Origin of the sequence: Janthinobacterium goodfellowi, assembly GCF_051380695.1 — a bacterium.
Classification (GTDB): Bacteria; Pseudomonadota; Gammaproteobacteria; order Burkholderiales; family Burkholderiaceae_D; genus Janthinobacterium.
The window spans coordinates 1,304,869-1,331,298 of record NZ_JBNYXN010000001.1 but is presented as its reverse complement, the minus strand read 5'-3'; the positions used below and the strand labels follow the sequence as shown (position 1 = coordinate 1,331,298).

Genomic DNA, 26,430 nt, shown 5'->3' with positions numbered 1-26,430 from the left:
TGCTTTTTGCTTATTTTTGCTTATTTCTGCTTATTTCTTTTGCGCGGCGAACAGCGCGTCCAGTTTCTGCTCAAAATCATGATAGTTGATCGATTCATACAGTTCCATGCGCGTCTGCATGGTGTCGACGACATTCTTTTGTGTGCCGTCGCGGCGCAGCGCCTGGTAGACGTTTTGCGCCGCCTTGTTCATGGCGCGGAAAGCCGACAGCGGATACAGGGCCAGGCCCACGTGGGCGCTGCGCAGTTCGTCCAAGGTGAACAGTGGCGTGGAACCGAATTCCGTGATGTTGGCCAGGATCGGCACGTTGACGGCCTTGGCGAAGGTGGCGTACATGTCCAGGTCCGTGATGGCTTCCGGGAAGATCATGTCGGCGCCCGCTTCGACGCAGGCGACGGCGCGTTCCAGTGCCGCTTCCAGTCCATCGACGGCCAGCGCATCGGTGCGCGCCATGATGACGAAATTCGGATCCGTGCGCGCATCGACGGCCGCCTTGATACGGTCGACCATTTCTTCCTTGCTCACGATCTCCTTGCCCGGACGGTGGCCGCAGCGCTTGGCGCCCACCTGGTCTTCGATGTGCAAGCCGGCCGCGCCGAACTTGATCATCGATTTCACCGTGCGCGCCACGTTGAAGGCGGAGGCGCCAAAGCCTGTGTCGGCGTCGACCAGCAGCGGCAGGTCGCACACGTCGGTGATGCGGCGGATGTCGGTCAGCACGTCGTCCAGGCTGGAAATGCCCAGGTCTGGCAAGCCCAGCGATCCGGCCGCGACGCCGCCGCCGGACAGGTAGATGGCTTTATAGCCGGCGCGCTTGGCCAGCAAGGCGTGGTTGGCGTTGATGGCGCCGACGACTTGCAACGGGGATTCTTCCTGGACGGCCTTGCGGAATGCGGCACCTGCGGAGTATTGAGTCATGTGTTCACCTTATGGGTTTCGGATGGTCCCTAATGTTTCACGGAGTGGCTATGAGCATCAGTATTGCAAATGCCGTGCCAGGGCTGTCCTGCCAGGCGGAAAAGCCGCTGCCGCAGAGCGAAAACGCAGGGAAGATGCCCGTCACGCGGCGCATCGCAGCTGTCACGCCGCGGAACAGCGATGTCACGTTTGACGTCAAAAACGTTTCGCTATTGTTTCATGCAACGCATTTTGAAACATTAGATGAAACATGCAACAGGTAGGAGGACAGCACGATGAAAAAGACGCGCAATAAAAACAGCCGGCGGGTGCCGGCTGAGTGAGCTATACAACTGAGACAACTGCAACTACAAGGGAAAACTAGGCCAGTCGTACCAGCGGATTGGCGATGATGTTGTCGATCTGGCGCACGGCCTCCTCGCAGGCGGCGGCAATGGCGCCCTCCTCGTCGTCGCGCACGAACTGCATGGTCGAGCCTTCGAACACTTCCAGGCCTTCCGCGGTGGCGCGTTCGATGTCGCAACTGGCCGACCATTTTCCATCGGTGGTGGGCACGGCCAGGGGAACGATTTCCCAGCCTTTATAGTGAATTTTAGAACTGCTATTCATGGGGTGCCTCCTTTGACTGACTCAATACTGGAAATCGTAGCATGAAGCGGGACCGCTAGCGACGTGTTTCACGCGCCAGCGCGCGGTCAGGCCGACTTTCAGGCTAAACGATTTACGCTGGCTCAAGGACGCAGCAGATTATCCACTTCCGTCCTGGCCACTTCCAGGCCCGCCGTGCAAGCGGTCTCGGGCGCCGCGTAGCCGCCCAGGGTGCGGCTGCGCGTGATGGCCTGCGCTTCCGGCTCGCCCTCGCGCTGCAGGCGGTAGGTAAAATCCCATAAATCGTCGTTGTCCTTTTGCGGGGTCACGGAAATGGTAAAACCGCGGTACTGTTCGCTGCGTGCAGTGATATCGTTCATGAATTCCTCCTTGGAAGAATGAGGTTACCATGCTGCAAGCGCCAGGGTGCGCACGACTGTGACGGGCGCATGCATGACCGCATATCTGTTTTTCGCATGTCAAATGTCAATTTTCAGCATTTTTTTAGCGAACTCTGGCGATATAATGCCATTCCCTGTTCCTCCCTTGCCCGTTCCTTGCCGCCGCGATGACTCCACAAATCCAAGCTTTCTTCGACCCCGCCACCGCCACCGTCACCTATGTTGTCTACGAGGCCGATGGCCGCGACTGCGCCATCATCGATTCCGTGCTCGACTACGACCCGAAGGCGGGCCGCACCTCGACCGCCTCGGCCGACAAGGTGATCGCCTTCGTGCGCGAACACGGCTTGCAGTGCCGCTGGCTGCTGGAAACCCACGCGCACGCCGATCATCTTTCCGCCGCGCCTTACCTGCAGCAGCAGCTGGGCGGCGACGTGGCCATCGGCGCCGCCATCCAGACGGTGCAGCAGGCGTTTGCCCAGGTCTACCACCAGGACGGCGCGCGGGCCGACGGCTCGCAATTCGACCAGCTGTTCGCTCCCGACCAGGTGTTTCATATCGGCAAGCTGGAAGTGCGCGCGCTGCACGTGCCCGGCCACACGCCGGCCGACCTGGCGTACCAGATCGGCGACGCCGTCTTCGTGGGCGACACCCTGTTCATGCCGGACGTGGGCTCGGCCCGCTGCGACTTCCCCGGCGGCTCGGCCACGCTGCTGTACCGCTCCGTGCAGCGCCTGCTGGCGCTGCCGCCGCACACCCGGCTGTTCATGTGCCACGACTACCCGCCCAACGGCCGCGCGCCGCGCTGGGAAGTGACGGTGGCCGAACAGCGGGCCAGCAATATCCATTTGCGCGACGGCATCACGGAAGAGCAATTCGTGGCCATGCGCACGGGCCGCGACGCCACCCTGGACATGCCGACCCTGATCCTGCCCGCCATCCAGGTCAACATCAACGCGGGCAAGCTGCCTGAGCCGGAAGAGAACGGCGTGCGCTATTTGAAGATACCGCTGAACGCGATCTGACCGCCCCGGCGGTCCCCGCCCGCCGCTTCTCCTTTCTTGACAACACGCAAGTCCCACCCCGGGCATTCCGCATACAGTGCAGATTGCCTGGACTCGCCTGGGCGCCGCCTTTTCCTGTTGAACTTACTCCAACTGCTCCGGCGCCCGCCCGATCTCGCCATCGATATTGGCCAGGAACCAGGCCAGCGACGACATCAGCGCCACGTTGCGCTTGAGGTTATCCGGGTCGACCTTGTCCAGCGTGTCGGCCGGCGTGTGGTGGTAATGGAAGTAGCTGTGGCTGTCGACCAGCGGCTCGAAACTGGGCACGCCGCCCGTTTCCAGGCGGTGCAAGTCGCCCGTGCCCAGCGCGTCGCGGCGCGTAAACGCGTGCGCGCCCATCGGTTGCAGGGCGGCGCGCAGCGGGGCGAACAATTTTTCCGACTTCGGCCCCACGCTGGCGAGGATGCCGAACGGGCGGCCGGCGCCGCTGTCCATTTCGATGGCCGCGTATTGTTTGCCGAGCGCCTGCTTGTTGGCCTCGAAGTAGGCCTGGCCGCCGCGGCCGCCGTTTTCCTCGTTCATCCAGGCGATCACGCGGATGGTGCGGCGCGGGCGGTAGTCGAGCTTTTTCAGGGTTTCCACCACGCCCATGGCCGCCACCACGCCGGCGCCGTCGTCGTGCGCACCGGTCGCCAGGTCCCAGGAATCGAGGTGGCCCGAGACCACCACCACTTCGCCGGCCTTGTCCGTGCCCGGCCAGTCGGCGATCACGTTGTAGCTGTCCGCTTCCGGCAGGTTTTGCGGCGTCAGGGTCAGGTGCATTTTCAAGGGTCCGCGCGCGGCCAGGCGGCCGATCAGCAGGGCGTCTTCCACGGTGACGGCGGCGGCGGGAATGCGTTTATTGTCATCGAGGCCCGTGGCGCCCGCGTGCGGAATGCGGAAGTTCGCGCCGCCGATCGAGCGCACCAGCGCGGCAGCCGCGCCCAGGTCGGCCGCCGCCTTCGGTCCATTGAAACGGAAGCGCGAACCCTGGCCGTAGGTCACGCCAGCCAGGCCCCGTTCGGCCATCTCCTGGTCGAACGGCGTGTCGATCAGCACGATGGCGCCCTTCACTTCCAAAGCGCGCGCCTTGAGTTCGTCCAGGCTCTTGACGATGATCACGGGTGCCGTCAGGCCGGCGGCCGCAGTGGCGCCGGAGCCGCCCAGGGCGGTCAGCACCACGCGCTGCGACACGCCCTGCGGACGGCCCGCATAGTCGACGATTTCCGCCGTTTCCACGCCGCGCACCCAGTGCGGCACTTTCACGGGCTGCAAGGTGACGGTGGCGCCCAGCTGGCGCATGGCGTCGGCCACCTGCTGCACGGCGGCCGCCGCGCCGGCGGAGCCGGACAGGCGTGGACCGATCAAATCCGTCATGTCGGCCAGGCGGGCATAGGCCCAGTCGCTTTGCAGCGCCGTATCGCGCACCTGCGCCAGCGCTTGCGGCGTATTGCCTGGCGCAGCGGCAAAAGCGCCGGCGCTGACGATGCAGCCAAGGGCGATGGATAAAACGGAACGGCGCAGTGGCGCGCCAGTCAGGATGATTTGCATGTGATGTCAGTTCCAGTCAACGAGGTCGAAGCGGGTACGCCGTGGCCATGGGCAAGGCGCGGCTTTCTACGATAGCGTATTTATTCTGTCATTGCAGCAACTTTTACGGGAGCGATTGCTTCTTTCCCCCGGAGTCGATTACCATGCAGATCGTGATTGCTACCGGATACCGCCATGCTCAAGGGAACACTCTGTACCGTCCGGCATCTGCAGGCCGCCGACTTGAATACCTATATTTCCCTCGTCAACGACCTGCCCTCGCGCGGCGAGTTTTTCTCCATGCAATTCAAGTCGCCCGAGGCCATGCGGCGCGACTTCCTGCAATCGGGCTTTGTCACCGAGGACAGCGAATTGTTTCTCATCGAAGATCATTCGCAGCACATCATCGGCACGATCACGCACTTCAAGAGCCGCACGCCCGCCTCGCGCGAGATCGGCTACCGCCTGTTCGACCGGCAGCGGGACGGGCGCGGCTACATCAGCGAAGCGACGCGCCTGGTGGTCGATTACCTGTTCAGCGCCTATCCGTATCACCGGCTCGAGCTGCTGATGGACCCGCTGAACATCGGCTCCGAGCGCATCGCGCAAAAGAACGGCTTTACCCAGGAAGGCTTGATACGCCAGGCTTTCTTTATCAACGGCGTGATGCGCGACGCCAAAATGTACAGCCTGCTGCGCCCCGAATGGCAGGCGCGCCGGCGCTGACTTGTTACCGCCCCGCCCCGATTGTAATAAGTTGTATTAGACGTGGAACAAGCTTGCGGCAGCAGATATAGTCCAGTCCATGCAGATCATTGTGATCTCGCCGGAATGGAAGGAAATGCCATGTTGAACAAGAAACTCCTGGGTGCGGTAATGGTAGCGGCAGTGGCTGTGTCTTCGGCCGCAGTCGCCGGTGACCGCGACTTCAATACCGTTGCAGGCGCCGTTGTCGGGGCGGCCATTGGCAACAGCACCGGCGGACGCAATGGCGCGATCGTCGGTGGCGTGCTGGGCGCCGCCGTCGGCAACAGCATCAGCACGAATGACCGCTATTACGACCGTGGCGGCTATCGCGGCGGCTACCGCGAAACCTATTACGCGCCTGCGCCGCAACCGGTGTACTACGCCCCGGCACCGCAGCCCGTGTACTACGCGCCGCCTCCGCGCTACTACGGCCCGCCAGCTGTCGTCTACGTGCAACCGGGCCGCGGCTACTACCGCGACTATGACCGCCGCGACTACTACGACCGTGGCCACGGTCACGGCCACGGCTGGGGCCATCGCCGTTAAGCACCACCTGCCCCTGCACCATGAAAAACCTGCGCCAGCCTGCTGCCGCAGGTTTTTTTCGATGAAAACGAAAAATATGGCAAATTCCGCACTACGGATGCGCCGTGCATCCGGTGCCATCCCGGCAAAGTTCCAATTTCTCCGGACGCAATACGTATATTTGGCGCCACACTGATTTAACGCAGGCGCTATTGGACCAGCAATGGCGTCATCTGCCAGTTGCTCCTAATCTGGAAGCTGGCTTTGACTGCCTCCCGGATAACAGCCATGTGCGACCTCGCCTCCATCCGTGCGCAACTTGTTGCATTGAGCAACGATTTTTTTGCAGGCCTGCCGAGCTATGGCAAGAGAGTGCGCGTCAAAGGCAAACACAGGAGCCAGCTCCGGCGAAGAGTCGACGGGTATCAGCTGGCGCGCTTCGTTCACGCCTATTTTTCCCTCTATTTCGAAGGCATCGAAGCCTATGGTGAGGCTTTTAATGAGACAGCGCACTATTCTCACGTTGACTTCGGCAACCTGGATGTCAAGGGCGCATTCGAACTTACGGAGCTCCCTGCCCATTTTGTCCGGCACTACGGCATATTGCTGCAATTCCACGCCTCCCGTTTTGACACCTTCGACGCCGGATACCCTGAAGAGGCAGGCATCGTCATGGATATCGCCTTTGATGGCGGCCATATCGAACGCCTTTGGACTGTACGCTGCCATTTCAATGCCCGCGACACCTGGATCGGCACGGCACATCCGGATACGTCGTTCCAGCTTAGCGCCTGCAAAATTGAGTTGCTGTACGCATCCAGGGTGCGGTTTTCCTCCTTGAAACTGATCGATACGGTGGTTGCCGACGAAATCCAGCTGAACTATTGCATAGTCGAAGAGGCCGTTTTTGACCGGCTCAGCGTCAACAAGCGCGCCGCCTTCCTTGCCTGTACATTCTTCCAGCCGCCCAGCACCCATGGGGCGATTTTCCCCGGCGATACGACGTTTCATGCCAGTGAGTTTGGTCCCCACGTCGGATTGCTTTCCCCGTTTCGGCGCTCTGGCACCTGGGATGGGTTGTATCAGCGATACCGGGCCCTGCGTGTCATCATGAAGACTGCCGGCGCTGTCCGGGAAGAGGCAATGTTTTTCGGTATGGAAATGCGAATGCGGCGATTGGCATTCGCCGCGCATGGCAATCCATACGTCAAGCTGTTGCAAATAGATTTTTTGCTCTCTTATCTATATGACGTCGTGTCCGGGTATGGCGTCTCGATCAGGCGGGCCATCGTTACACTGCTGAGTTGGAATCTTCTGTTCTTTTTAGCATTTCTGTTGCTCTTGCCTGCGAACTGCGCTAACACTGCAGAATGCGCGAATGCCGGCGGATCTTGCCGGGCAATCGAAGTGAAGGACGGCAAGATCACCTCCTTTCAGGATCCAGGAATATGTACGGCTGCAACGCTGGCAGTACAAAATGCCTTCAGCCCTGCCTCGGTGTTAAGCAGCGGTTCGGCGGTGCGGGTACACAGCGGCCTCTTGATTGTTCTCTCTCTGCTGCAGTCCATCGGCTCATTGAGCATTGGCGCCCTCCTGCTGCTGGCGATTCGGAATAACTTCCATCGTGGCAGCTAGCCCTGAAAAGAGCGGCCCGTCAGCCACGCGGCCGCCAATAAGATAGAGACACAAGATAGATACGCGCCAGGGAACGCGGCTTGATTATTTAATAGACAAGCAAGGTATCACCCCTGCACAATTTCGGCTAAGCTGTGTCCTACGATCAACATTGCTGGCCGCCTGGACCGCACCAACCGATGCATTTAATCAAAGACGAGCTCGACTTTGGCCCCTGGCTCGATGCCGCCGCCGGCACCAGCGTGGGCGCCGGCCCCCTGCCCCGGCGCGAAAACCAGGATAACTTCCTGCTGATCGATGCCAGCGGCCACGCCGTCTGCCTGTCGCGCCAGGCGCCGTTCCATTGCCAGGTACCGGGCTGGCCGCGCGGCCATGTGCGCGCCGCCGTGCTCGACGGCATGGGCGGCCACGGTCTTGGACGCGAAGCGGCGGAAGCGGCAGTGCAAGGCTTGCTGGCCGTACCCGCCTGCCTCGACGCGGCCAGCCTGGCAGCCAAACTCGACGAGTTGCACACGCGCTTGCAGGACACCTTCGCCAGGACGGCGCCCTCCCAGGCACGCCCGCCCGGCACCACCCTGACCTTGCTGGAAGTGCCGCCCGGCGAAGCCCCGCTGCTGTATCACGTGGGCGATTCGCGACTGTATGAAATTGCCGACGGGGTTGCCAGCATCCTCACCGTCGACCACGTGCCGGCCACCGTGTACGCCATGCGGGGCGCGCTCGACGAGACGCGCTGGCGGGCCGCCGTGCACGGCGAGCACCATCCGCAAATCTCGCAGGCTTTTATTTTAGGCAACGCCATCAGCGACAGCTTGCAGCTCGACAAGCCTCTGCGCGGCCTCGATGCGGCCACCTTGCCGCCGTTCCTGGCGCACCTGGGCGACCGCCGCGTGCTGCGCGTGCGGCGCGGCGCCCACTATCTGCTGGCCAGCGACGGTTTCTGGGCCTGCGACGATCCGCTGGCGCTCACGGCCCGCTGGCCCGCCTTGTGTGCCGGCAAGACCGCGGCACAGGCCGTCAGCGCCCTGTTCGACGACTTTCTTTTCCACCCGCCAAAAGGCTTGCATAGCGACAACATTACCGTGGTGGCGCTGCGCTTCGATGCGGCATTCACCGTCCCAGGCGGCTAGCGGCCAGGTAGCCGGCCGTGGCCGACACGGCCGACAGCACGGTGCCCCAGGCCATGTCGATCGCCGTCAAGGCCAGCGGCCAGTCGCGCAAGGTCGCATAGTTGCTCAAATCATAGGTGCCGTAGGCAAGCAGCCCCAGCAGCGCGCCCAGCGCCGCCGCCGTGCGTCCGCGGCGCGCGCGCAGGCCGGGCAGGATGGCAAACACCAGCAGCCCCGCCACGTACAGCAGATAAAACAGCACGGCCGGCGCCCAGCGGGGCGTGTCCGCCAATAGCGGCCCCAGCGCCGCACCGTACACGGGCTTCATCAGCACCGCCAGCCACAAGGCATCGATGGCCAGGAATACACACAAGGTGGCGCCATAGGCAATGGCAAGCTGGAGCGGGCGTTGGACAGGCATGGTCATCTTTCGGCATCAGGCAGCGTTGGGGGGCAACAGTTGCGCCAGCATAATGCAAAATGCCGCCACGCTCACGCCGGCCCGCATCAATGCGGCATGCCGTGAACCATGCCAGGGGCGCGCGGTCTGACGGAAGGACCTCGCCAACGCCACCAGGAGCATGCCATGAGCAACACCACCCCGACACCGCAGGCCGGCACCGCCGGCGCGCCCGATTACGCCGCCATCAAGCAGCGCCAGCAAGCAGGCTGGGCCAGCGGCGACTTCGCCGTCATCGGCGTGACCCTGCAGCCGGTTGGCGAGTCGCTGGCCGAAGCCGCCGACATCCGCGCCAACGAAGACGTCATCGACATCGCCGCCGGCAACGGCAACGCCACCCTGGCGGCGGCGCGCCGCTTTGCCCGCGTCGTGTCCACCGATTATGTGCCGGCGCTGCTGGACAAGGGCCGCGCGCGCGCCGGGGCGGAAGGGCTGGCCGTGACCTTCCGCGTGGCCGACGCCGAAGCCCTGCCCTTCGCCGATGCCAGTTTCGACGCGGCATTGTCGACCTTTGGCGTCATGTTCACGCCCGACCACCGGCGCGCGGCCAGCGAAATGCTGCGCGTGCTGCGTCCCGGCGGACGCATCGGCATGGCCAACTGGACCCCGGATGGCTTTATCGGACAGCTTTTCAAGACCATCGGCACATATGTGCCGCCCCCGGCAGGCGTGGTGTCGCCCGCCCGCTGGGGCGAGGAAGCGTATGTGCGCGACCTGTTCGGCCAGGCGGCCGAGCAGGTGCACAGCCAGCGCAAGGTCTTCCATTTCCGTTATGCCTCCGCCCACCACTGGGTGCAGGTCTTCCGCGATTATTACGGCCCCGTCCACAAGGCCTTTGCCGCGCTCGACGCGGCTGGCGCCGAGGCGCTGGAGCAGGAACTGTTCGCCCTGCTCGAACGCCTGAATACGGCGGGTACCGACTCGCTGGTGGTGCCGGGCGAGTATCTGGAAGTCATCGTCGACAAACGGCGCAGCTGAAAATACATACCAAAATAACATATCCATAAAGACATAAAATGTGTTTTTGAGCAATAGTTTCCATGACATGCATGACAAGCTGTGACCAGGGACATGAATTTGGGCAAAAAGAGCGCATTCGGACGCCGCGAAAGTTGCCAAGCAGGCGCAAAAGCGCGTAAGCTCTCATGTATAACAGAGGGCAAAATGTCCCCGCTCGATTCGAGTCAGAATGTCATGAAAAAATGCAGCAACCCGGAGCACCCGCACTGTACGTTCTGGGTCTTGCCTGGGGAAACAGTCTGCGCGGGCAACCACCCGCAAGCGACGACTGCTCCCAGCAGCTACGACCTGTTGACCGCACTGCGCAGCGTCCGTTCCGAGCCATCGGCAACGGCGCTTCCGCACGCCCGTGCGCATGATGCCGGGATGCGCGATGCGGTGATTCGCAATGCTGCTCAAGCGGTGACCAGCCCCGTGCCAGCCTCGGCCTCCGCCAGCCTGCCGGCAGTTACCCCGGTGCCAGTTGCACAACCCGCCACTGCGCCCGCCTATCAGCCGGTGCAAGCCCATCTGCACATCAGCGGCTTCGATCCCCGCGCGGCAGGCGGACGGCAAACCCTGAAAATGGAATTGCGCGGCATGAGCGCCGCCTGCGCGCCGCAGCTGACCTTGCGCCTGCGCTCGGACCTGATCCCGCGCGGCGCCGTCCAGCATGATTTCGTGCGCACCACGCGCGGCGACTGGCGCCCCGTGTTTGTCGAGTTTTCCTCGCGTAACAAGGAACACGGGCAATACCAGATCGAGGTGGAAGTGCACAGCCACGTCGATGGCGCCGTGGCGCAGAAATGGGTATGCACGTTTGTCATCCTCGTGCCGCGCCGCGACGCCACCCTGACGGAAATCCATCAAATCTTCCTCAGCACGCACAAGAACGTGCGCGTGATGGCCGACGACGCCTCGATCGCCCGCGTGACGGGCGGCGACGGCTGCAACCTCGACGTCACCGCGCGCAATGCCGGCATCGCCCACGTGGATTTGTCGGCGCCGCAAGGCAAGATCGACATGGGTTTTACCACCATTGCCTGGGACGAGGAGCTGATCGAAGTCGACCTGCCGGCCGCCAGCCACTGCCATCCACACCCGAGCCAGGCTGCCTGCCTCGTCAATGCGGCGCCGGAAGCGGGCGAGCAGCGCCAGATCCGGCTGTTCGCGCTGGAAGAATGCATGCTGGGCCGCTTCGAGCTGGTGGACCCGGAAGCCGATGTGCTGCTCAGCCATTTCAGCCCCGACGGCCAGGACAACAATGGCTTGACGCGCCGCCTGTCGGGCCGCCACGCCATCATCCGGCGCAGCCAGCAAGGCTTTGAAATCGAGGATGTATCGCGCTACGGCGTGCTGCTCGACGGCGTATGGCCCGGCAAGCACAAACCCGTCGCCCTGCGCCTGGGCATGCGCATCGAATTGTCCGCCAGCATCAAGGGCATCGTCGTGCTCAGCGTCACGGCCCTGCTCGCGCACGGCGTGATTCTGCACCGCATCGACCACGGCGCCCGCGCCGAGTGTTTTTACCTGCTGCTGCCCGACACCCAGCCCACGCCGGCAAGCCATCTTGCCACGCCGCAGGCCAGCTGCCTTCCAGTCCTGTTCCACCGCAACGGCGGTTTCTGGCACCTGGACACGGCCAGCGGCAAGGAAACCGCGCTGGCCCCCGCCACGGCGCTCGACAAGCTCAGCGGCTTCGCGCGGCACAACCGTTTCGCCAGCGAACCGTATCCGGAATGCTGGATCATCCGCACCGAAGGCGCGGCGCTGTGCGATAGCACCATGCAAACTGCCTGATACAACGCCTCCCGCCACCTGACCGCTAGCGTCTGAAAAATGGTCAGAGCAAGGCGCGCTGCCGAAGACAGTACGAATGTACGGCAAGGCAGTGCAACGCAGCCATGGCCTTTTTTCGGACGCTAGCGTGGTACCAGTACGAGAAAAATCATCGACAACCCCAGAATAAACACCGCTTCCAGCGTAAACACGATGGCGGGAATCTGCAATTCGCGCGGGATTTTCATGGCGAGACCTCTTCAAAACGTAGCACTGCTTTCAGCATAGCGCGCCCTGCGCCAAATACATTGTCAGTCGCACAACACACTTGACCGGCAGGTATGACTCGCCGAGTTCGCTGGCAAGGCCATTCCGACACAGAATTTAACACTTTAATAGCAGATATTGCGCAAATAGCCCCCATCGACGCCCTTGTGTACTGTATATTCATCCAGTTAATATTTCCCGTATTTCACAAAGCGCCCAGAGGGCGTTTTACATTTCCTATGGCTTCCAACAAAGCGCATCATGCGACCGGTTGGGCTGCCGGCGTGATCGCCGCGGCCCTCGTCGCGCACGCTGGCGCCGGCGGCCCCTATCAAGTGCTGAGCATGCTCGCCTTTGTCATGGGGGCGCTGGGCGGCACGGCGCCGGACTGGCTGGAAGTGGCCTGGTGGGCGCGCACGCACAAGCTGTGGATCACGCACCGCACGTGGACGCACTGGGGTCTGGCCTGGATCGCCCTGCTCGTCTACACCTACCTGCAATTGCCGCACCACCTGTGGGCGCCGCCCCTGTTCGGCTTTGCCGCGGGCGGCATCATGCATCTGCTGGCGGACTGGCCCAATCCGCTGGGCGTGCCATGGATTTTCCGCCGCCACTCGCTGCGCTGGTGGAAAAGCGGCCGCCACGACATCATCGTCATCATCGCCGCCTGGCTGGCCGCCACCATCGTGGCCGACCACGTGTTTTTTGACGGCATCCACTGGCAACGCAGCGTGCTGGCGTTCGAGGGCCTGCTGCGCTGGTCCGCCACTGCCCTGCAGCAAGCCTGGGCGGATCTGCATCAGTGGCAGGAGCGCTGGCGCCTCGGTGGCTGACGCCGATTGACGCCGGCACCGTGGCAATGTGATAATGAGTATCATTCTCAAACAGCCCAGCCAGCCGGCACCCCGCGTTCCGTCAGCCCAGCCCATCCCTTGCCTGGAGAACGCAGTGAGTACCGTCAGTCCCACCCATGCCAGCCACCTGAGCACCTTGTACAGCGAACACCACGGCTGGCTGTATGGCTGGCTGCGCGGCAAGCTGGGTAACCGCGCCGAGGCGGCCGACCTGGCGCAGGACACGTTCTTGCGCCTGCTGGGCAAGCGCGAGGTGACACCGCTGGCACCCCTGCGCGAGCCGCGCGGCTACCTGGCGACCATCGCGCGCGGCTTGCTGATCGACCGCTACCGGCGCCAGGCGCTGGAACAGGCCTACCTGGAAGCGCTGGCCCAGCAAGCCGAGCCGATATCGATCTGCGCCGAAACGCACGCCATCATCATCGAAACCCTGCTCGCCATCGACCGCCTGCTCGACCGCCTGGGCGCGCGCACGCGGGCCATCTTCCTGCTGGCGCAAATCGAGGAGCTCAGCTATGTGGACATCAGCCGGCGCCTGGGCGTGTCCCTGCCGACCGTGAAAAAGCACCTGGTGCGCGCCTACACGGAATGCCTGATGCTGGCGGCCGGCTAATGTTTTCCCCTTCCACCCCGCAGTCAGCGCCAATCGCCCGCAAGGTGCTGGCCGCCGCCGCCCACTGGCATGTGGAACTCCAGTGCGGCAGCGCCGACCCGGCCGCCCTGCAGGCATGGCGCGACGCCAGCGCCGAGCATGAACGGGCCTGGGAGCTGCTACAGCACATGGACGGCCAGCTGGCCACGATACCGGCAGCGCTGGCAATTCCCGCCCTGCAGGCGGCGCAGCAGCGCCGGCGCAGCGCCGCGAAAGTGCTGGCCATGCTGGTGGCGGCCGGCGGCGGCATCGTGCTGGGCCAGGCGGGCTTGCAGTCCGCCCCCTGGCAAGCGTGGACGGCCTCCTTGCGCACGGCGCCGGGCCAGCGCCGTCACGTGGCGCTGGCCGATGGCGGGCGCATGGAGATGAACACGGACAGCGCCGTCGACGTCGATTACAGCGCCGCGCGCCGCCGCATCCGCCTGCATCACGGCGAAGTCATGCTCACGACGGCGCCCGATGCGCGCCCCTTCCTCGTCGACACGCCGCACGGCGTGATCCGCGCGCTGGGCACGCGCTTCGGCGTGCGCTGCGATGACGGCGGCAGCGTCGTCAGCGTCTTCGAACACGCCGTGGAAGTGCGCTGCGCGGCGCGCCCGGATGCCGTGCGCCGCCTGGAAGCGGGACACCGGCTGCGCTTTGGCGAAGCTGGCATGGAAGCCGTGCAAGCCATGCCCGCGCACCAGGACAGCTGGCGGCGCGGCATGCTGGTGGCCGCCGACTGGCCCCTGCAACAGCTGGTGCAGGAGCTGGCGCGCTACCGGCGCGGGCGTCTTGTTTGCGACGCGAGCGTTGCGCAACGCCCCGTCACGGGCACTTACCGGCTCGACGATATCGACGCCGTGCTGGAAAGCCTGTGCGCCTCGCACGGACTGCAAGTGAGCTACTTCACGCGCTACTGGGCCACCGTGTCGGCCAGGTCAACGTAATTATTTTCAGGTTTTTTGCGCCAGGGGTTGGTGTTTCGCTGCGCTGCTTCGGCTTGACAGGTAAGAAGCCGATTCATCCACCATAGCCCTTACCCTGAGCAGAAAGACCAAGCATGCAGCTGACCACCCCCGTCCTCCATCCCGCCGCGCGCGCCATCCGCCTGGCCGTCCTCGCCATGGCGTGCGCCGCCCCCGCCGCCTTTGTCGCCGCGCCCGCGCTGGCGCAAGGCCAGGCCGCCGCTTCAAGCGCTGCGCCGCAAGCCTACACCATCGCGGCCGGCCCGCTGGCCACCGCATTGAACGATTTTGCCGTCGCCGCCGGGGTCAGCCTGTCCACCGATCCCGCGCAGACGCGCGGCCTGCGCTCGCCCGGCGTGCGCGGCAGCCACAATGTGGCGCAGGGCTTTGCCCAGGTGCTGGCCGGCAGCGGCCTGGAAGCGGTGCAGCTGCCGAACGGCGCCTACGTGCTGCGCCAGGCGGCGCCCTCCTCCGCGTCGGCGGCCGGCGTGGAAAAGACCATGGCTCCCGTGGTCGTGAACGCCAGCATGGAGCGCGACCCCGTCAGTGAACACAGCAACTCGTATGCGGCGCTCGCCGTCACCGTCGGCAAGGGCGTGCAGACCCTGCGCGAGATTCCGCTATCGGTCAGCGTCGTCACGCGGCAGAAGATGGATGACCAGAACCTCAACACCATCGATGCCGTGCTGGCCAATACCACCGGCATCACCATGTACGACAGCCCCATGGGCGGGCGCTATGTCTATTCGCGCGGCTTCATGGTCGACACGTACCAGTTCGACGGCGTCAACCGCGCCATGTACTACCCGCAGGCGAACAGTTTCACCAGCAATACGGCCATGCTCGACCGCGTGGAAATCGTGCGCGGCGCCACGGGCCTGCTGCAGGGCACGGGCGCGCCCGGCGCCGCGATCAACATGGTGCGCAAGCGCCCGCTGGCGGAAAAGCAGGTGCAGCTGGCGCTCGGCGCGGGCCGCTGGAACGACGTGCGCGGCGAAGTCGACGTCACCGGCCCCTTGAACGCATCGGGCAGCATCCGCGGCCGCGCCGTGGCCGCGCATGAGCAGCGCGACTATTTCTATGACGTGGCCGACAGCCGCACCGACGTGCTGTACGGCGTGCTGGAATTCGACCTGGCGCCGGGCAGCAAGCTGACGACGGGCGCCAGCCATGAAAAACTGAAGTCGACGCCGTTCTTCTCCGGCATGCCCCGCTACCTTGATGGCAGCGATCCGCAGCTGCCCCGCTCGACCTTCCTGGGCGCCGACTGGAACCGCTGGGCGAGCCGCCAGACGGCCGTCTTCGCCGAATTCGAGCACCGCTTCGACGCCGACTGGCTGTTAAAGGCCAGCGCCAACTACACGCGCGAGCGGCATGACGTGAAATACATGTTCAGCCAGGGCGCGATCGACCCCGCCACCCTGGCCGGCATGATGATGTACGGCGGCGTGTTCGACTACGGCAGCACCAACAAGGGCCTCGACCTGTCGCTCGACGGCAAATTCAACGCCTTCGGCCGCCGCCACGGCTTCAGCGCCGGGATCAGCACGAACCGCCTGGAAAGCGACAGCGATTTCAGTCTGGCCCTGCTGCAGCAAGCGAACAATCCGCTGCAGCCCAATCACGGCGTGGCCGAACCGAGCGACGCCTGGTTCCGCGAACACAGCTACCGGGGCGATCCCAGCGTCACAAAAATGACGCAGACGGGCGCCTACGGCGTGGCGCGTTTCAGCGTCAGCGATCCGCTCACCGTGGTGGCGGGCGCGCGCGTATCGAACTACAAATGGAGCAGCGTGTACCGCGACACGGGCGAGGTGTACATCGACCCGTACCGCGAGCACGGCGTCGTCACGCCGTATGGCGGCGTGATCTACGCCTTCGACAAGCGCTGGTCCGGCTACGCCAGCGTCTCCGACATCTTCCAGCCGCAAAACCAGCGCACGGCCGATGGCGCCCTGCTCGATCCGCTCAAGGGGCGCAACCTGGAAGTGGGCGTCAAGGGTGAACTGTTCGGCGGCAAGGTGAACACCTCGCTGGCGCTGTTCCGCATCGAGCAGCGCAACCGCGCCGAACTCGACCTCGTCAACAACTGCTCCAGCGGCACGGAGTGCTATTTCTCGACGGGCAAGGTGCGCAGCGAAGGGCTCGATGCGGAAATCAGCGGCGAAGTGGCGCCGGGCTGGCAGCTGTTCGCCGGCTACACCCTGAACAATTTCAAGTACCTGGAGCAGACGTCGAACGCGGGCGTGATGTTCGCCAGCACCTACTCGCCGCGCCACATGCTGCGCGCGTGGAGCGACTACCGCCTGCCGGGCGCCTTGCAGCAGTGGAGCGTGGGCGGCGGCGTGAACTTCCAGACGGAGAGCTCGCGCATCACGCGCGACGTGACCGTGGCGCAGGGCGCGTATGCCTTGTGGAGCGCGCGCGCCGCGTACCAGATCGACCGCAACTGGACGGCCTCGCTGTCCGTGACGAACTTGCTCGACAAGCGCTACTACCAGACGGTGGGCGCGCCGGCCTGGGGCAATTTCTACGGCGAGCCGCGCAAGGCGCAACTGACCTTGCGCGCGCGTTTCTAAGCCAGCTTATGCCGGAGGACGCAATGGCGCCTTCGGCAGCGGGATGAATTCCGTCTCGCCCGGCACGCTCCCCATGCGCTGTGCGCTCCAGTCTTCGGCCGCCTGCGACAAGCGCTCCTTGCTCGACGAGACGAAATTCCAGAACAGGTAGCGGTGGCCATCCAGCGGCTCGCCGCCGATCACGACGAACTGCACCGGGCCGCCGCCTGCCGTCACCACGGGCGCGTCGCCTGACTCGAGCAGGGCCATGGTGTGCGGCGCGAGCGCCACGCCGTCGACGAATACCTCCCCGCTGATCGGATAGATCGCCGCTTCCGCCGGCAAGCCTTCCAGGCGCAGCACTTGTCCCGCCTGCAGCGCCACGTCCAGGTACAGCGTCTGCATGTAGGTGCGCACGGGCGAAGTCTGGCCAAACGCCGTGCCAATGAGGACTTTCACCACGGCGCCATCGAGCGTCACGACGGGAATGTCGGCCTGCGGCGTGTGCGTGAAACTCGGCGCATCCTCTTCGTGCGCCTTCGGCAGCGCGGCCCACAGCTGCAAGCCGTGCGTGCGGTGCGGCTTGCCGGCCAAGTCGTGCGGCGTGCGTTCCGAATGCACGATGCCGCGCCCGGCCGTCATCCAGTTGATGGCGCCCGGTTCGATGCGCTGGCAGGAGCCGATGCTGTCGCGGTGGTCGATCGCGCCCTCGAACAGATAGGTGACGGTGGCCAGGCCGATATGCGGATGCGGGCGCACGTCGTGGTTGGCGTCGGGCGCCACGTCGATGGGGCCGAAATGGTCGAAGAAGATGAAGGGGCCGACGGCCTGTTTTACTGCGGAAGGCAGCAGGCGCCGCACGACGAATCCGCCGCCCAGGTCTTTCTCGTGGCTTTTCAGGATGGCCGCGCTCATGCCAGCACCGTCGTGATTTCCGTGGTGACGGCCGTCATCAGCTTGTGGATCGGGCATTTGCCGGCCACGCCCAGCAATTCCTGGCGCTGCGCATCCGTCAGCTCGCCCGTCAGGTGCACGGTGGCGGCCAGGCGGTACACGCCCTTGCGCTCTTCGCTGGCATCGCGCTCGGTCGACACTTCCACGTGTTCCAGCGGGATGCCCTTGTGTTTGGCGTACCAGACGACGGTGAGCGCCTTGCAGGCCGACAGGGCCGCGTCGTACAGGTCGTGCGGCGAAGGGCCGGCGTCGCCGCCGCCCTCCTCCACGGAGGCGTCGGCGGAAATGATGTGATCGCGCACGTGCACGATGTGGCGCATGGGTTGCGACTGGTCGCGGATGGCTTTGATGGTCATGGCGTTCCTTGGTGCGTTTGGAAAGCCACAATTTACACCGTTTGCCCGCTTGGCGCAGCCCGCTCCCTGCCAACTTGCCTAATCGAGCGTGCGCGCCACCCGGAATCCCACGATGTCGTTCGACAGCACGGTGGAAAAACCGTTGCGCAGGGCCGAGCGCAGGTAGCGCGGATGGTATAGCCACGAGCCGCCGCGCAGGATGCGCCGGCTGCTGTCGCTGCCCTCTTCCCATGCGCTGCCATCGACGGGCGCGCCTTCGTAATTGTCGTGCACCACGTCCTGCACCCATTCCCACACATTGCCATGCATGTCGAACAGGCCCCAGGAATTCGGCGCGAAGGTACCCAGCGGGCTGGTGCCGCCCCGGTACACGCCGCGCGGGCCGCCGTTGTACACATACAGGCCGTCGTAGTTGGCTTGCTCGGTGCTGATCGTGTCGCCCACGTTGAAAGCCGTGCGCGTGCCGGCGCGGCAGGCGTATTCCCATTCCGCTTCGCTGGGCAGGCGGTACTTGCGCCCGGTACGCTCGCTCAGCCACGCCAGGTACTGCTGCGCGTCATTCCAGCTCACGCCCACCACCGGGTGCTGGTCGTTCTGCACGAAGCCGGGATTGTCCCAGTCCGTCTCGGAACCGCCCGCCCAGCCGGTCGCCTTGACGAAGGCGCGCCATTCGCCCACGCTGACGGGATGCCGGGCCAGCGCGAACGGGCGCTCGATGCCGACCCAGTGCTGCGGCATCTCGCGCTCGAGCCAGGCCTGCTGCGAGCCGGCCTGGATGGCGGCCTTGTGTTCCGTCTCGTGCGCGCCCATCTGGAAGCGGCCGCTGGGAATGAGCACCAGTTCCGGCCCCTGTCCCGAGCCATCGAGAAAATCGTCGCGCAAGACGCCTTCCGCATTGGGCACCGGTTCCACGTGTTCCGCTTCCGGCGCGGGCGCGGATGCCGGCGCCGGGACAGCGGCTGCGGCGGCGCGGCTGGCCTCTTCGCGGCGCGCCCGTTCCTGCTCGGCGCGGTAGGCCGCCTCCGCCTTGGCGACGATGGCCTTGCGCTGCAATTCCTGGTGTTCCTGCAGGGCGGTGGCCGCATCGGCTTCGCGGCGCGCGCGCAGCTGGCCGCGCAGCGCCTCCTTGCGCAGCTTGCGCGCCTCTTCCGCTTCGAAATGGCGCTGCGCCTCCTGCTCGCGGCGCAGTTTGTCCAGTCGCTGTTTTTCCAGCGCCGCCGCCTGGATTTCGGCCTTGCGGCGCTGATCCAGTTCTTCCTGGCGCGCACGTGCCTCTTTGAGCGCCGCCTCGCGGGCCTGTTCGGCGGCCAGCGCCGCCTCCTTTTGCTGCTGCGCCGCGCGCGCCTGCTGCTGGCGCGCCTGCTCCGCCAGTTCTTCGGGCGACGGCCCGGCCGCGCGTTCCAGGTTTTCCAGCAAGGCTTGCACCGATTGCGGACGCAGTTCCGGCGTCAGCGAAAAACCGTTCTGCAGCACTTGCCACTGCTGCGCATTGAGCGCTTGCGGCGCCGACGGCAGATGGCTGGCGCTGCGCGCGTCGTCGAACGGCATGCGCCCTTCGAGCATCTGATAGATCATCACGGCCACCGCATACACGTCCAGGCGCGGGCTGGGCTGGCGCTGGTTGGCGCCGGCCTCGGGCGCCCGGTAGCCGTGCGTGCCCGCGTTCGGCATGTCCAGCGCCAGGCTGCTGTCCGCATTGCGCACGCGCGAAGCGATGCCGTAATCGAGCAGCTTGACGTCGCCCTTCGCCGTCAGGAAGACGTTGCCCGGCTTGAGGTCGCGGTGCACCAGCTTGTGCTTTTCCCACGCATACGACAGGGCGTCGGCCACCGGCTGCAGCAGTTGCTGCACGGTGGACAGGGGCAGCGCGCCCTCGCGCGCCAGATAGTGCTCGAGGTCTTCGCCATCGAGGCATTCCATGATGATGAAGTAGCTGGCCGTGGCCGGGTCCTGCGCCCATTCGTAGACGCGCACGATGTTTTCATGCGCGAGCTTCCTCGCCTGGGTCGCTTCCTCGATCAGCAGCTTGGCGTGCGTGGCGCTTTGCGTCAGCTGCGGCGGCAAAATCTTCAGCGCCACCATTTCGCTGCTGCCCAGCTCCGCGTGCGTGGCCAGGTCGGTCGCCTGCCATACCTGCCCCATGCCGCCCGTGCCGATCAGCCGTTCGAGCCGGTAGCGGCGGTTTTGCGGGCCGATTTCCTGGCCCGTCATGAAGCCCAGCTCCGTGCCCTGGCGTACAGGCAGCGGCGCGGCCACGGGAGCGGCGCCGGGCGGCGCGTACTCGGCGTCGAGGATGGCGTTCTTGCGGCGTTCAAATTCCTGCTCGCTGAGCAGCCCGTCATCGTGGAGGGCGCGCAGTTCCCGCAGTTTGTCTCGTGCTTTTTGCATCATCTGGGGTGAAACGCTTCCATCAAGGCTGCAAGGCGACGCCGCAGGCGGCGCAGAATTTATCTTCGGGATGGCCCGCGCGCTGCGCATGGCCGTTCTTGCAGCGCAACGGTGCCGCGCTGGCGACGCCGGGCTGCAGCGCCTGCGCCACGGCCACGCCCAGCTGCGCCTGCGCCGACAGGCCGTGCGCGTGCGCCGCGTTCTGCAGGTTGATCAGGTCGAGCTGCTGGCGCCGTTCGCGTTCCGCCTGGCCTTCCAGGTAGCTGCGCTCCTGCGCCACGCTGTCCTGCGCCATGCGCAGCGCGTCCAGCGGCGCGACGCTGTTCTCGGCCGCCGCCAGCGCCGCCAGCGCGTGGATCTGCTCGGCGCTCATGCCCGCCTGCAGCTGCACTTTCAGCACTTGCGCCAGCGCGGCAGCGTTCTGCCCGGCGGCCATGGCCACCTTGCCCGTGTCGCTCAGGGAGCCGATTTTCTCGATGCGGTCGATATCGATGCGCGCCAGTTCGGCCGCATGCGCCTGCTGCGCCAGCAGGGCTTCATATTCTCCCTTCCAGCGCGCGTAATCGCTTTCGCGCTGCTGCGCCATGGCCAGCAAGTCGCGCTGCCATTGCGCCTCCTGTTCCAGCTGGCGCAGCTGCTGGCGCTGTTCCTCGATGGCCAGCGCGTCGAGCTGCGCCAGCTGCGCTTGCTGCTGCAGCTGGCGCGCGTGCACGCCGTCTGCCTCAATGGTGCGCAGCAGCTTTTCCTGCTGCGCGATGGCGTCCTCGCGCGCGCCGCCGCGCCGCAGCGCCGCCACTTTTTCCGCGATTTCCGCCGCCTGCACCTGGGCTGCCTCGTCCTTGTGCGCCTCGGCGCGCAGCAGTTCGCGCTGGCGCGCCAGCTGCATCTGGTCTTCCCACTCCTGCACCCGCTCTGCCTCGCGCTTGCGCGCCGCATTCGTCAGCATCAGGCCCTGCCAGGCCGCCTGGTGCTGCTCCGCCTCCAACTGCGCCTCGCGCTGGGCCGCATCCGCTTCCGCCTGGCGCAGGCGCGCCAGCTGGGTGCGGCGGCCCGTCTCGTCGTCGATCAGCAGCGCGCTTTCCACCTGCTGCGCGATCGACTGCAAGTGCACCTGATGGGTAAAGCGCTGCTGCGCCAGCTGGATCTGCTCGCGCCCGTGCAGCTGCGACAATTCCAGCTCGCTGCGCATCTTGATGGCGGCCAGCGCGCGCACGTGTTCCCAGTTGGCCGCTGCATCGGCGCGTTGCGCGCCCTTCTGCGCCAGTTCCTGTTCCAGCTCGCCCAGCGCCAGCGCGGCGCCCTGGTCGAGCGCCTGGCGCCGCGATTTCGCTTCCAGGATGCGGCCGTACAGGTCGATCTGGCGTCCGCGCAGCGCCTGCAGACGCTCCGCTTCCTGGTGGTTCAACTCCGCCTTTTCCAGCGTCGCGTCCTGCCGCAGTTCGGCGCGCCGGTGCGCGTGGCGCGCCGCCAGTTCCTCGCGGCGGATGCGCTGCCACTCTTCCTCGTCATACAGCTGGTCGAGCTGCTTCATGCGCTCCAGGCTGTGCTGTTCCAGTTCCTGCGCCGGCAAGCCGCCCAGCCACAGGGTGCCGATAGCGGCATCGCCGTTGCCGTCGCGTTTGTCGTGGCGCAAACTCAACGTTTCCACGCGCGCCACGGCCAGCCCGGACGGCGCCAGGCGCTGCGTCAGGGCCGATTGCAGGCGTTCGTTCAATTCGGGGCGCAGGTCGGCATTCGCGTCCATCTCGCGCAGCGCGCGGCTGCCGATGAATTCCAGCGCAATCTGGCGCACGGATGGCAGCAGCAAGGCGTGCAGGTGGGCGCGCGTGACGGCGCCCGGCGCGCGCATGAACTGGCGCGCGAACGCATCGGGCTGGCCCAGCGCGATATCCACGCGCAGCGCGGCGGCGACATCCAGCAGCTCCGTGCTGGCCAGCCCGGGCAGGTCGAATTCCAGGCTGACGGCGTCGGCGCGCGCGATCAGCACTTCGGCCGGGCGCGCCGGCAGCAGCGCGGGCAGGCGCGCGAAGAAGGCGGCGCTGTCGTAGTCGCCGGCAGGTATCAAGGTGAAAGCGTCCGATTGGACGATCCAGGCGCGCGACTCGGCGGGCACCTGCAGGCGGCGCGCCGCGCTGCCGAACAGCGAGGACAGCTCGCGCACGCCGAAGAACAGGGCCAGTTGCCCATCAGCAAGATGCCATTGATTGGCATGCAGCACCGCGTCGCTGTCGGGGGCGCCCAGCGACAAGCCGCATTGCGCGCAGTAGCCGGCGGCAGCGCCGTTCTTGTGCTCGCAGCGCGGGCAGCGGGCGCCGCCAAAACCAAACAATTGGAACATGTGTGACTCCTGATGAGAATGATTGCGTGCGCGCTGGCTACCGTAGCGATTCTAGCAGGAGCGCCGACGGCGCACGCTACACCGCGCAGTATCAAATAATGCCACGCGGCAAGTACATTCATATGCAGGGATACAGGGCTAATTAGGCCTCAATTCAAGCGGTCGCCCGCCGGCCCCGTGCGCAGGCATTTCAGCGCCGTTTTTTTGCAGGCCATCCCGCCAAAACCACGGCTGGTCGCATGCGCATGGCGGGCGGGCGCGCGCTTGGCTACAGTGCATGCATACCCACCCGCCACCCGAAAGGAACGATCATGAAAGCCTTGAAAAACATGGAAGCCATCTTCACCGTCGCCGTCGCCATCGCCTGCGGCGCCAGCTATGCCAGCTTCATGCAGCCATCGGCAGCCAGAACGGCCGCTGCGGCGCAGGCGAACGCCATCCCCGTCGTCGTCGTCAGCGCCAAGCGCCTGACGGAACAGGAAAAGAAAATCTCGCTGATCGAGGAACGCCAGGCCTTGCTGGGCAACGCCACCGCCAGCACCCTGTGAGGCGCCCATGCTGACCCCACGCCGCCTGGCGCCAGTTTGAACACGACCGCGCCAGGCCGCCATTTGTATCCGCCACGGATACACGGACACACAGCATTGTGTCAATTGTAATAAGTTGAATCAAAGGCGAAAAACCGCCAGCAAGCGCCTATAGTCCATTTCACGCAATCACCGAAATGGAGCACACCATGAAACCCATCACACTCTACGCAGCAGCCATGCTGGCCATCAGCACCGCAGCCTTCCTGCCCGTGCAGGCCATGGCACAGAATCAGCTCGGCGTCAGCATTGTCGTCGGCAACGCCCCGCCTCCGCCACGGTTTGAAAGCGTGCCAGCGCCGCGCGCCGGCTATGTCTGGGCGCCAGGCTACTGGAACTGGGATGGCCAGCGCCATGTCTGGAACGACGGCGAATGGCTGCGCGAACGGGGCGGCAACCAGTACCGCCGCGCCGCCTGGATACAAGAGAACAACCGCTGGCGCCTGGACCGTGGCGGCTGGGTCGCCGCGCAAGTACAGCCCGTGCGCTATGACGAAATCCGCATCGCCCCGCCGCCGCCGCGCCGCGAAGCCATCCCGCGCGCGCGCCATGGCTACATCTGGGCTCCCGGCCACTGGGAATGGCGCAGCCAGCGCTACGCCTGGACGCCGGGCGTGTGGATCGCCGAACGCCCCGGCTACGTCTATGCGGCGCCCGCCTGGAACCAGCGCGACGGCCGCTGGCAGATGGAACAAGGCCGCTGGTCGCCACGCGGACCGAACGGCGACCGTGACCACGACGGCATCCCGAATCGTTATGACCACGACAATGGCAACCGCCGCGACCGCGACAATGGCAACCGCCACGACCGCGACGGCGATGGGATTCCCAACCGCGACGACCGGCGTCCGGACAACCCGAACCGCAGCTGACGCGCTGTAGTTACCACCAGGGCCACCCTCGCGGCGGCCTTGTCATTTTCCGGACATATCCGTGTATTAAAATCGCGCGACGATCAATCACACTGCGCGAGAAAGATTCACGATGGCGATGGAAACTGCCGGTTTCACCTACGGCTCGGACACCTCGGGCCTCGTCTGGGGCTTCCTGTTTGGCCGCGAGGCGCAGCCGCTGGCGCTCGACTCGACGGCCGCGCTGGCCTGGCTCAATGTGGGCGCGGCCCAGCCGGCGCAGGAATTCGTCTGGCTGCATTTCAACCTGTCGCATGCGGCCAGCGAAAAATGGCTGCTCACGCATACGCAGCTGGCCGATGAATTCTATGAAACCCTGCACCAGGGTTCGCGCTCGACGCGCATCGAGCAGGCGGAAAACACCCTGATCGCCGTGGTCAACGATGTGGTGCACAATTTCTCGTTCGAAGCGTCCGATATTTCCACCATGTGGGCCAGCGTGGCGCAAAACCTCGTCATCACGGCGCGCCGCGCGCCGCTGCAGTCGATTGAGCGCCTGCGCCAGGCCGTCATCAAGAACCACGAGCCGATCCGCTCGTCGGTGGAGCTGCTGATCCACCTGCTGCGCGACCAGGCCGACGTGCTGGTCAACATCGTGCGCGACGCCGTGGCGCGGGTCGACGATATCGAGGATCACTTGCTGGCCGGGCGGCTGGTGCCGAAACGCGAAGACCTGGGCGCCATGCGGCGCGTGCTGGTGCGGCTGCAGCGGCTGCTGGCGCCGGAACCGGCCGCCCTGTTCCGCCTGCTGCAGCGTCCGCCCGCATGGGTGTCGGAACTGGACAGCCTGGAACTGCGCCAGTCGACGGAGGAATTTTCGGTGGTGCTCAGCGATATGTCCTCGCTGCAGGAACGCATCAAATTGCTGCAGGAAGAGATTGCCGCCAGCGTCAACGAGGAAAACAGCCGCAGCCTGTTCGTGCTGACCATCGTCACCGTGCTGGCCTTGCCGATCAATATCATCGCCGGCATGCTGGGCATGAATGTGGGGGGCATTCCGCTGGCCCAGCACCCGCAGGGCTTCTGGATCATCGTCGCCATCATCGTCACATTTACCGTCGTGGCGGGATGGCTGGTGGTGCGCGTGCAACGCAATAGTTAATTGCTGGAAACACGGCCTGGCAGGCGAACGGCAGGCGCCGTCCGCCATCACGACTTAGCGGTGGTACTCGCCGGCCCGTTCAGGCTGGTAGACGATTTCCTCGATCTTGACCTTCACCACGCCGCCCGGCATGGGCCAGGCGATGCTGTCGCCGACGGACAGGCCCAGCAGCGCACTGCCGACGGGCGCCAGCACGGAAATGCGGTCGGCCTGGCCTTCCACATCCTTCGGATACACGAGCGTCAGGCAGAATTCCTCCTTGTTTTCCACCGTGAAGCGCACGGTGGAATTCATCGTCACGACGGTCGGGGGAATCTCTTGCGGCTCGAGCACCTCGGCGCGGCCCAGCTCATCGAGCAAGGCGGCCTTGTCCGGCGACAAGTTATTACCCAAGGCATACAACAACGCTTCCAGTCGTTCCAGGTCTTGTGACGACAAAATAATTTTTGGTTTTTTTTCCAAGATATCCTCACTATTGATCATTAGGGCGACGTCCGGTTTTGCTGGCGGCAGCTTGCTTGGCCGCGGCAGACAAAACAAACAGCATCAGAACGTCCATCATCAGCGGATTATGGACGAACTCGCGGAGCAAGGCCATAGCGTTCTCGCATTCTTCATTAAAATTTATTAAAATCAATGACTTGCAATGGCCGATACGGTCAAAAAGTTAATCCGTGCCGGGATGGGCGCAGGCATTGAAGTTATTCTTGATGGCATTTTGTTTGCCGTCAGCATGTTTTTAGAGAAAAAAACCAGCGGGCAAAAAAAGGATTAAAATT

At 64.8% G+C, this 26,430-nt stretch carries 27 protein-coding genes; 16 read left to right on the top strand and 11 right to left on the bottom strand.

From position 1 onward, the window contains the following. Window positions 1-30: 30 nt before the first annotated feature. Window positions 31-918, bottom strand: a complete 888-nt coding sequence (gene prpB / locus ACQ4WQ_RS06070; RefSeq protein ID WP_326456957.1) for a methylisocitrate lyase — start codon at window positions 916-918, stop codon at window positions 31-33. 50 nt (window positions 919-968) lie between these two features. On the opposite strand from prpB, the gene ACQ4WQ_RS06065 reads away from it, so the two are divergent. Beyond that, a complete protein-coding gene (locus tag ACQ4WQ_RS06065; RefSeq protein WP_436495364.1) occupies window positions 969-1,181 on the top strand; it encodes a hypothetical protein in 213 nt (70 codons plus the stop codon). Between the two features lie 97 nt (window positions 1,182-1,278). Here ACQ4WQ_RS06065 and ACQ4WQ_RS06060 read toward each other — a convergent pair whose 3' ends face one another. Both ACQ4WQ_RS06060 and ACQ4WQ_RS06055 read right to left on the bottom strand, forming a co-directional pair. Next, on the bottom strand, window positions 1,279-1,527 hold the full coding sequence (locus ACQ4WQ_RS06060) for a hypothetical protein (protein WP_034751890.1): 249 nt from the start codon (window positions 1,525-1,527) through the stop codon (window positions 1,279-1,281). 122 nt (window positions 1,528-1,649) lie between these two features. Continuing rightward, window positions 1,650-1,886, bottom strand: a complete 237-nt coding sequence (locus ACQ4WQ_RS06055; protein ID WP_070257673.1) for a hypothetical protein — start codon at window positions 1,884-1,886, stop codon at window positions 1,650-1,652. Window positions 1,887-2,074: 188 nt separating this feature from the next. On the opposite strand from ACQ4WQ_RS06055, the gene ACQ4WQ_RS06050 reads away from it, so the two are divergent. Next, the gene (locus ACQ4WQ_RS06050; protein ID WP_436495362.1) at window positions 2,075-2,932 is read left to right on the top strand and encodes an MBL fold metallo-hydrolase; all 858 of its coding nucleotides are present in this window, start codon (window positions 2,075-2,077) and stop codon (window positions 2,930-2,932) included. A gap of 123 nt (window positions 2,933-3,055) precedes the next feature. Here ACQ4WQ_RS06050 and ACQ4WQ_RS06045 read toward each other — a convergent pair whose 3' ends face one another. Further along, on the bottom strand, window positions 3,056-4,504 hold the full coding sequence (locus ACQ4WQ_RS06045) for a M20/M25/M40 family metallo-hydrolase (RefSeq protein WP_436495360.1): 1,449 nt from the start codon (window positions 4,502-4,504) through the stop codon (window positions 3,056-3,058). Window positions 4,505-4,678: 174 nt separating this feature from the next. On the opposite strand from ACQ4WQ_RS06045, the gene ACQ4WQ_RS06040 reads away from it, so the two are divergent. The 4 genes from ACQ4WQ_RS06040 (at window position 4,679) to ACQ4WQ_RS06025 (ending at window position 8,520) form a co-directional block, all read left to right on the top strand. Then, window positions 4,679-5,209, top strand: coding sequence for a GNAT family N-acetyltransferase (locus tag ACQ4WQ_RS06040; protein ID WP_046684115.1), 531 nt, complete (start codon window positions 4,679-4,681; stop codon window positions 5,207-5,209). Window positions 5,210-5,329: 120 nt separating this feature from the next. Continuing rightward, window positions 5,330-5,776 (top strand): glycine zipper 2TM domain-containing protein, encoded by a 447-nt coding sequence (locus tag ACQ4WQ_RS06035; protein WP_086136619.1) that lies wholly within the window; start codon window positions 5,330-5,332, stop codon window positions 5,774-5,776. Window positions 5,777-6,043: 267 nt separating this feature from the next. Beyond that, window positions 6,044-7,390, top strand: a complete 1,347-nt coding sequence (locus tag ACQ4WQ_RS06030; RefSeq protein ID WP_436495357.1) for a hypothetical protein — start codon at window positions 6,044-6,046, stop codon at window positions 7,388-7,390. A gap of 179 nt (window positions 7,391-7,569) precedes the next feature. Continuing rightward, window positions 7,570-8,520, top strand: coding sequence for a PP2C family protein-serine/threonine phosphatase (locus tag ACQ4WQ_RS06025; protein ID WP_436495355.1), 951 nt, complete (start codon window positions 7,570-7,572; stop codon window positions 8,518-8,520). Here the strand turns inward: ACQ4WQ_RS06025 and ACQ4WQ_RS06020 are convergent. Beyond that, entirely contained in the window at window positions 8,501-8,920 is a 420-nt protein-coding gene (locus tag ACQ4WQ_RS06020) for a DUF2177 family protein (RefSeq protein ID WP_436495353.1), read from the bottom strand. The two genes, ACQ4WQ_RS06025 and ACQ4WQ_RS06020, sit on opposite strands and share 20 nt — an antisense overlap. Before the next feature lie 165 nt (window positions 8,921-9,085). Here ACQ4WQ_RS06020 and ACQ4WQ_RS06015 point away from each other — a divergent pair, with 165 nt between their 5' ends. From ACQ4WQ_RS06015 to ACQ4WQ_RS05990, 6 genes are all read left to right on the top strand, one after another. Continuing rightward, window positions 9,086-9,937, top strand: coding sequence for a class I SAM-dependent methyltransferase (locus tag ACQ4WQ_RS06015; RefSeq protein ID WP_436495351.1), 852 nt, complete (start codon window positions 9,086-9,088; stop codon window positions 9,935-9,937). Window positions 9,938-10,153: 216 nt separating this feature from the next. Next, window positions 10,154-11,758 (top strand): FHA domain-containing protein, encoded by a 1,605-nt coding sequence (locus ACQ4WQ_RS06010; RefSeq protein WP_436495349.1) that lies wholly within the window; start codon window positions 10,154-10,156, stop codon window positions 11,756-11,758. A 485-nt stretch (window positions 11,759-12,243) separates the two neighbouring features. Continuing rightward, window positions 12,244-12,837 (top strand): metal-dependent hydrolase, encoded by a 594-nt coding sequence (locus ACQ4WQ_RS06005; RefSeq protein WP_436495347.1) that lies wholly within the window; start codon window positions 12,244-12,246, stop codon window positions 12,835-12,837. 115 nt (window positions 12,838-12,952) lie between these two features. Beyond that, window positions 12,953-13,471, top strand: a complete 519-nt coding sequence (locus tag ACQ4WQ_RS06000; protein ID WP_326456971.1) for a sigma-70 family RNA polymerase sigma factor — start codon at window positions 12,953-12,955, stop codon at window positions 13,469-13,471. Next, window positions 13,471-14,439: a FecR domain-containing protein gene (locus ACQ4WQ_RS05995; RefSeq protein WP_436495344.1), complete on the top strand. Its 969-nt coding sequence runs from the start codon at window positions 13,471-13,473 to the stop codon at window positions 14,437-14,439. The genes ACQ4WQ_RS06000 and ACQ4WQ_RS05995 overlap by 1 nt, the downstream gene beginning before the upstream one ends. A gap of 113 nt (window positions 14,440-14,552) precedes the next feature. Continuing rightward, on the top strand, window positions 14,553-17,036 hold the full coding sequence (locus tag ACQ4WQ_RS05990; RefSeq protein ID WP_436495342.1) for a TonB-dependent siderophore receptor: 2,484 nt from the start codon (window positions 14,553-14,555) through the stop codon (window positions 17,034-17,036). 6 nt (window positions 17,037-17,042) lie between these two features. Here ACQ4WQ_RS05990 and ACQ4WQ_RS05985 read toward each other — a convergent pair whose 3' ends face one another. The 4 genes from ACQ4WQ_RS05985 to ACQ4WQ_RS05970 all read right to left on the bottom strand — a co-directional run bounded on the left by ACQ4WQ_RS05985 (window position 17,043) and on the right by ACQ4WQ_RS05970 (window position 23,051). Further along, window positions 17,043-17,930, bottom strand: a complete 888-nt coding sequence (locus ACQ4WQ_RS05985; RefSeq protein WP_436495340.1) for a pirin family protein — start codon at window positions 17,928-17,930, stop codon at window positions 17,043-17,045. Continuing rightward, on the bottom strand, window positions 17,927-18,325 hold the full coding sequence (locus ACQ4WQ_RS05980) for an OsmC family protein (RefSeq protein ID WP_436495338.1): 399 nt from the start codon (window positions 18,323-18,325) through the stop codon (window positions 17,927-17,929). Before ACQ4WQ_RS05980 ends, ACQ4WQ_RS05985 begins: the two co-directional genes overlap by 4 nt. Before the next feature lie 78 nt (window positions 18,326-18,403). Continuing rightward, complete coding sequence (locus ACQ4WQ_RS05975; protein WP_436495336.1) at window positions 18,404-20,716, bottom strand: SUMF1/EgtB/PvdO family nonheme iron enzyme; 2,313 nt, start codon at window positions 20,714-20,716, stop codon at window positions 18,404-18,406. A 19-nt stretch (window positions 20,717-20,735) separates the two neighbouring features. Next, on the bottom strand, window positions 20,736-23,051 hold the full coding sequence (locus tag ACQ4WQ_RS05970) for a coiled-coil domain-containing protein (protein WP_436495334.1): 2,316 nt from the start codon (window positions 23,049-23,051) through the stop codon (window positions 20,736-20,738). A gap of 311 nt (window positions 23,052-23,362) precedes the next feature. Between ACQ4WQ_RS05970 and ACQ4WQ_RS05965 the strand changes: the two genes are divergently transcribed. The 3 genes from ACQ4WQ_RS05965 (at window position 23,363) to ACQ4WQ_RS05955 (ending at window position 25,651) form a co-directional block, all read left to right on the top strand. Beyond that, complete coding sequence (locus ACQ4WQ_RS05965) at window positions 23,363-23,599, top strand: hypothetical protein (protein ID WP_326456978.1); 237 nt, start codon at window positions 23,363-23,365, stop codon at window positions 23,597-23,599. Window positions 23,600-23,787: 188 nt separating this feature from the next. Next, window positions 23,788-24,510, top strand: coding sequence for a YXWGXW repeat-containing protein (locus tag ACQ4WQ_RS05960; RefSeq protein ID WP_436495332.1), 723 nt, complete (start codon window positions 23,788-23,790; stop codon window positions 24,508-24,510). Window positions 24,511-24,622: 112 nt separating this feature from the next. Continuing rightward, window positions 24,623-25,651 carry a transporter gene (locus tag ACQ4WQ_RS05955; protein WP_436495330.1) on the top strand — a complete coding sequence of 343 codons (1,029 nt, stop codon included), beginning with the start codon at window positions 24,623-24,625 and terminating at the stop codon, window positions 25,649-25,651. Window positions 25,652-25,705: 54 nt separating this feature from the next. Here the strand turns inward: ACQ4WQ_RS05955 and rnk are convergent, their stop codons facing one another. Beyond that, window positions 25,706-26,113, bottom strand: a complete 408-nt coding sequence (gene rnk, locus ACQ4WQ_RS05950) for a nucleoside diphosphate kinase regulator (RefSeq protein WP_162835757.1) — start codon at window positions 26,111-26,113, stop codon at window positions 25,706-25,708. Window positions 26,114-26,123: 10 nt separating this feature from the next. Further along, the gene (locus ACQ4WQ_RS05945; protein ID WP_264372674.1) at window positions 26,124-26,249 is read right to left on the bottom strand and encodes a hypothetical protein; all 126 of its coding nucleotides are present in this window, start codon (window positions 26,247-26,249) and stop codon (window positions 26,124-26,126) included. Between the two features lie 48 nt (window positions 26,250-26,297). Between ACQ4WQ_RS05945 and ACQ4WQ_RS05940 the strand changes: the two genes are divergently transcribed. Then, window positions 26,298-26,426: a hypothetical protein gene (locus tag ACQ4WQ_RS05940; protein WP_436495328.1), complete on the top strand. Its 129-nt coding sequence runs from the start codon at window positions 26,298-26,300 to the stop codon at window positions 26,424-26,426. Window positions 26,427-26,430: the final 4 nt, after the last annotated feature.

Bases quoted from the DNA above. Each gene is read 5' to 3' on its own strand.
- ACQ4WQ_RS05975 (WP_436495336.1), bottom strand. From the start codon at position 20,716: ATGATGCAAAAAGCACGAGACAAACTGCGGGAACTGCGCGCCCTCCAC.
- ACQ4WQ_RS06050 (WP_436495362.1), top strand. From the start codon at position 2,075: ATGACTCCACAAATCCAAGCTTTCTTCGACCCCGCCACCGCCACCGTC.
- ACQ4WQ_RS06005 (WP_436495347.1), top strand. From the start codon at position 12,244: ATGGCTTCCAACAAAGCGCATCATGCGACCGGTTGGGCTGCCGGCGTG.
- ACQ4WQ_RS06060 (WP_034751890.1), bottom strand. From the start codon at position 1,527: ATGAATAGCAGTTCTAAAATTCACTATAAAGGCTGGGAAATCGTTCCC.
- ACQ4WQ_RS06010 (WP_436495349.1), top strand. From the start codon at position 10,154: ATGAAAAAATGCAGCAACCCGGAGCACCCGCACTGTACGTTCTGGGTC.
- ACQ4WQ_RS05980 (WP_436495338.1), bottom strand. From the start codon at position 18,325: ATGACCATCAAAGCCATCCGCGACCAGTCGCAACCCATGCGCCACATC.
- ACQ4WQ_RS06040 (WP_046684115.1), top strand. From the start codon at position 4,679: ATGCTCAAGGGAACACTCTGTACCGTCCGGCATCTGCAGGCCGCCGAC.
- prpB (WP_326456957.1), bottom strand. From the start codon at position 918: ATGACTCAATACTCCGCAGGTGCCGCATTCCGCAAGGCCGTCCAGGAA.
- ACQ4WQ_RS06020 (WP_436495353.1), bottom strand. From the start codon at position 8,920: ATGCCTGTCCAACGCCCGCTCCAGCTTGCCATTGCCTATGGCGCCACC.
- ACQ4WQ_RS05945 (WP_264372674.1), bottom strand. From the start codon at position 26,249: ATGGCCTTGCTCCGCGAGTTCGTCCATAATCCGCTGATGATGGACGTT.
- ACQ4WQ_RS05985 (WP_436495340.1), bottom strand. From the start codon at position 17,930: ATGAGCGCGGCCATCCTGAAAAGCCACGAGAAAGACCTGGGCGGCGGA.
- ACQ4WQ_RS06025 (WP_436495355.1), top strand. From the start codon at position 7,570: ATGCATTTAATCAAAGACGAGCTCGACTTTGGCCCCTGGCTCGATGCC.
- ACQ4WQ_RS05965 (WP_326456978.1), top strand. From the start codon at position 23,363: ATGAAAGCCTTGAAAAACATGGAAGCCATCTTCACCGTCGCCGTCGCC.
- ACQ4WQ_RS06065 (WP_436495364.1), top strand. From the start codon at position 969: ATGAGCATCAGTATTGCAAATGCCGTGCCAGGGCTGTCCTGCCAGGCG.
- ACQ4WQ_RS05990 (WP_436495342.1), top strand. From the start codon at position 14,553: ATGCAGCTGACCACCCCCGTCCTCCATCCCGCCGCGCGCGCCATCCGC.
- ACQ4WQ_RS06015 (WP_436495351.1), top strand. From the start codon at position 9,086: ATGAGCAACACCACCCCGACACCGCAGGCCGGCACCGCCGGCGCGCCC.
- ACQ4WQ_RS06055 (WP_070257673.1), bottom strand. From the start codon at position 1,886: ATGAACGATATCACTGCACGCAGCGAACAGTACCGCGGTTTTACCATT.
- ACQ4WQ_RS05960 (WP_436495332.1), top strand. From the start codon at position 23,788: ATGAAACCCATCACACTCTACGCAGCAGCCATGCTGGCCATCAGCACC.
- ACQ4WQ_RS05995 (WP_436495344.1), top strand. From the start codon at position 13,471: ATGTTTTCCCCTTCCACCCCGCAGTCAGCGCCAATCGCCCGCAAGGTG.
- ACQ4WQ_RS05970 (WP_436495334.1), bottom strand. From the start codon at position 23,051: ATGTTCCAATTGTTTGGTTTTGGCGGCGCCCGCTGCCCGCGCTGCGAG.
- ACQ4WQ_RS06045 (WP_436495360.1), bottom strand. From the start codon at position 4,504: ATGCAAATCATCCTGACTGGCGCGCCACTGCGCCGTTCCGTTTTATCC.
- ACQ4WQ_RS05955 (WP_436495330.1), top strand. From the start codon at position 24,623: ATGGCGATGGAAACTGCCGGTTTCACCTACGGCTCGGACACCTCGGGC.
- ACQ4WQ_RS06035 (WP_086136619.1), top strand. From the start codon at position 5,330: ATGTTGAACAAGAAACTCCTGGGTGCGGTAATGGTAGCGGCAGTGGCT.
- ACQ4WQ_RS05940 (WP_436495328.1), top strand. From the start codon at position 26,298: ATGGCCGATACGGTCAAAAAGTTAATCCGTGCCGGGATGGGCGCAGGC.
- ACQ4WQ_RS06030 (WP_436495357.1), top strand. From the start codon at position 6,044: ATGTGCGACCTCGCCTCCATCCGTGCGCAACTTGTTGCATTGAGCAAC.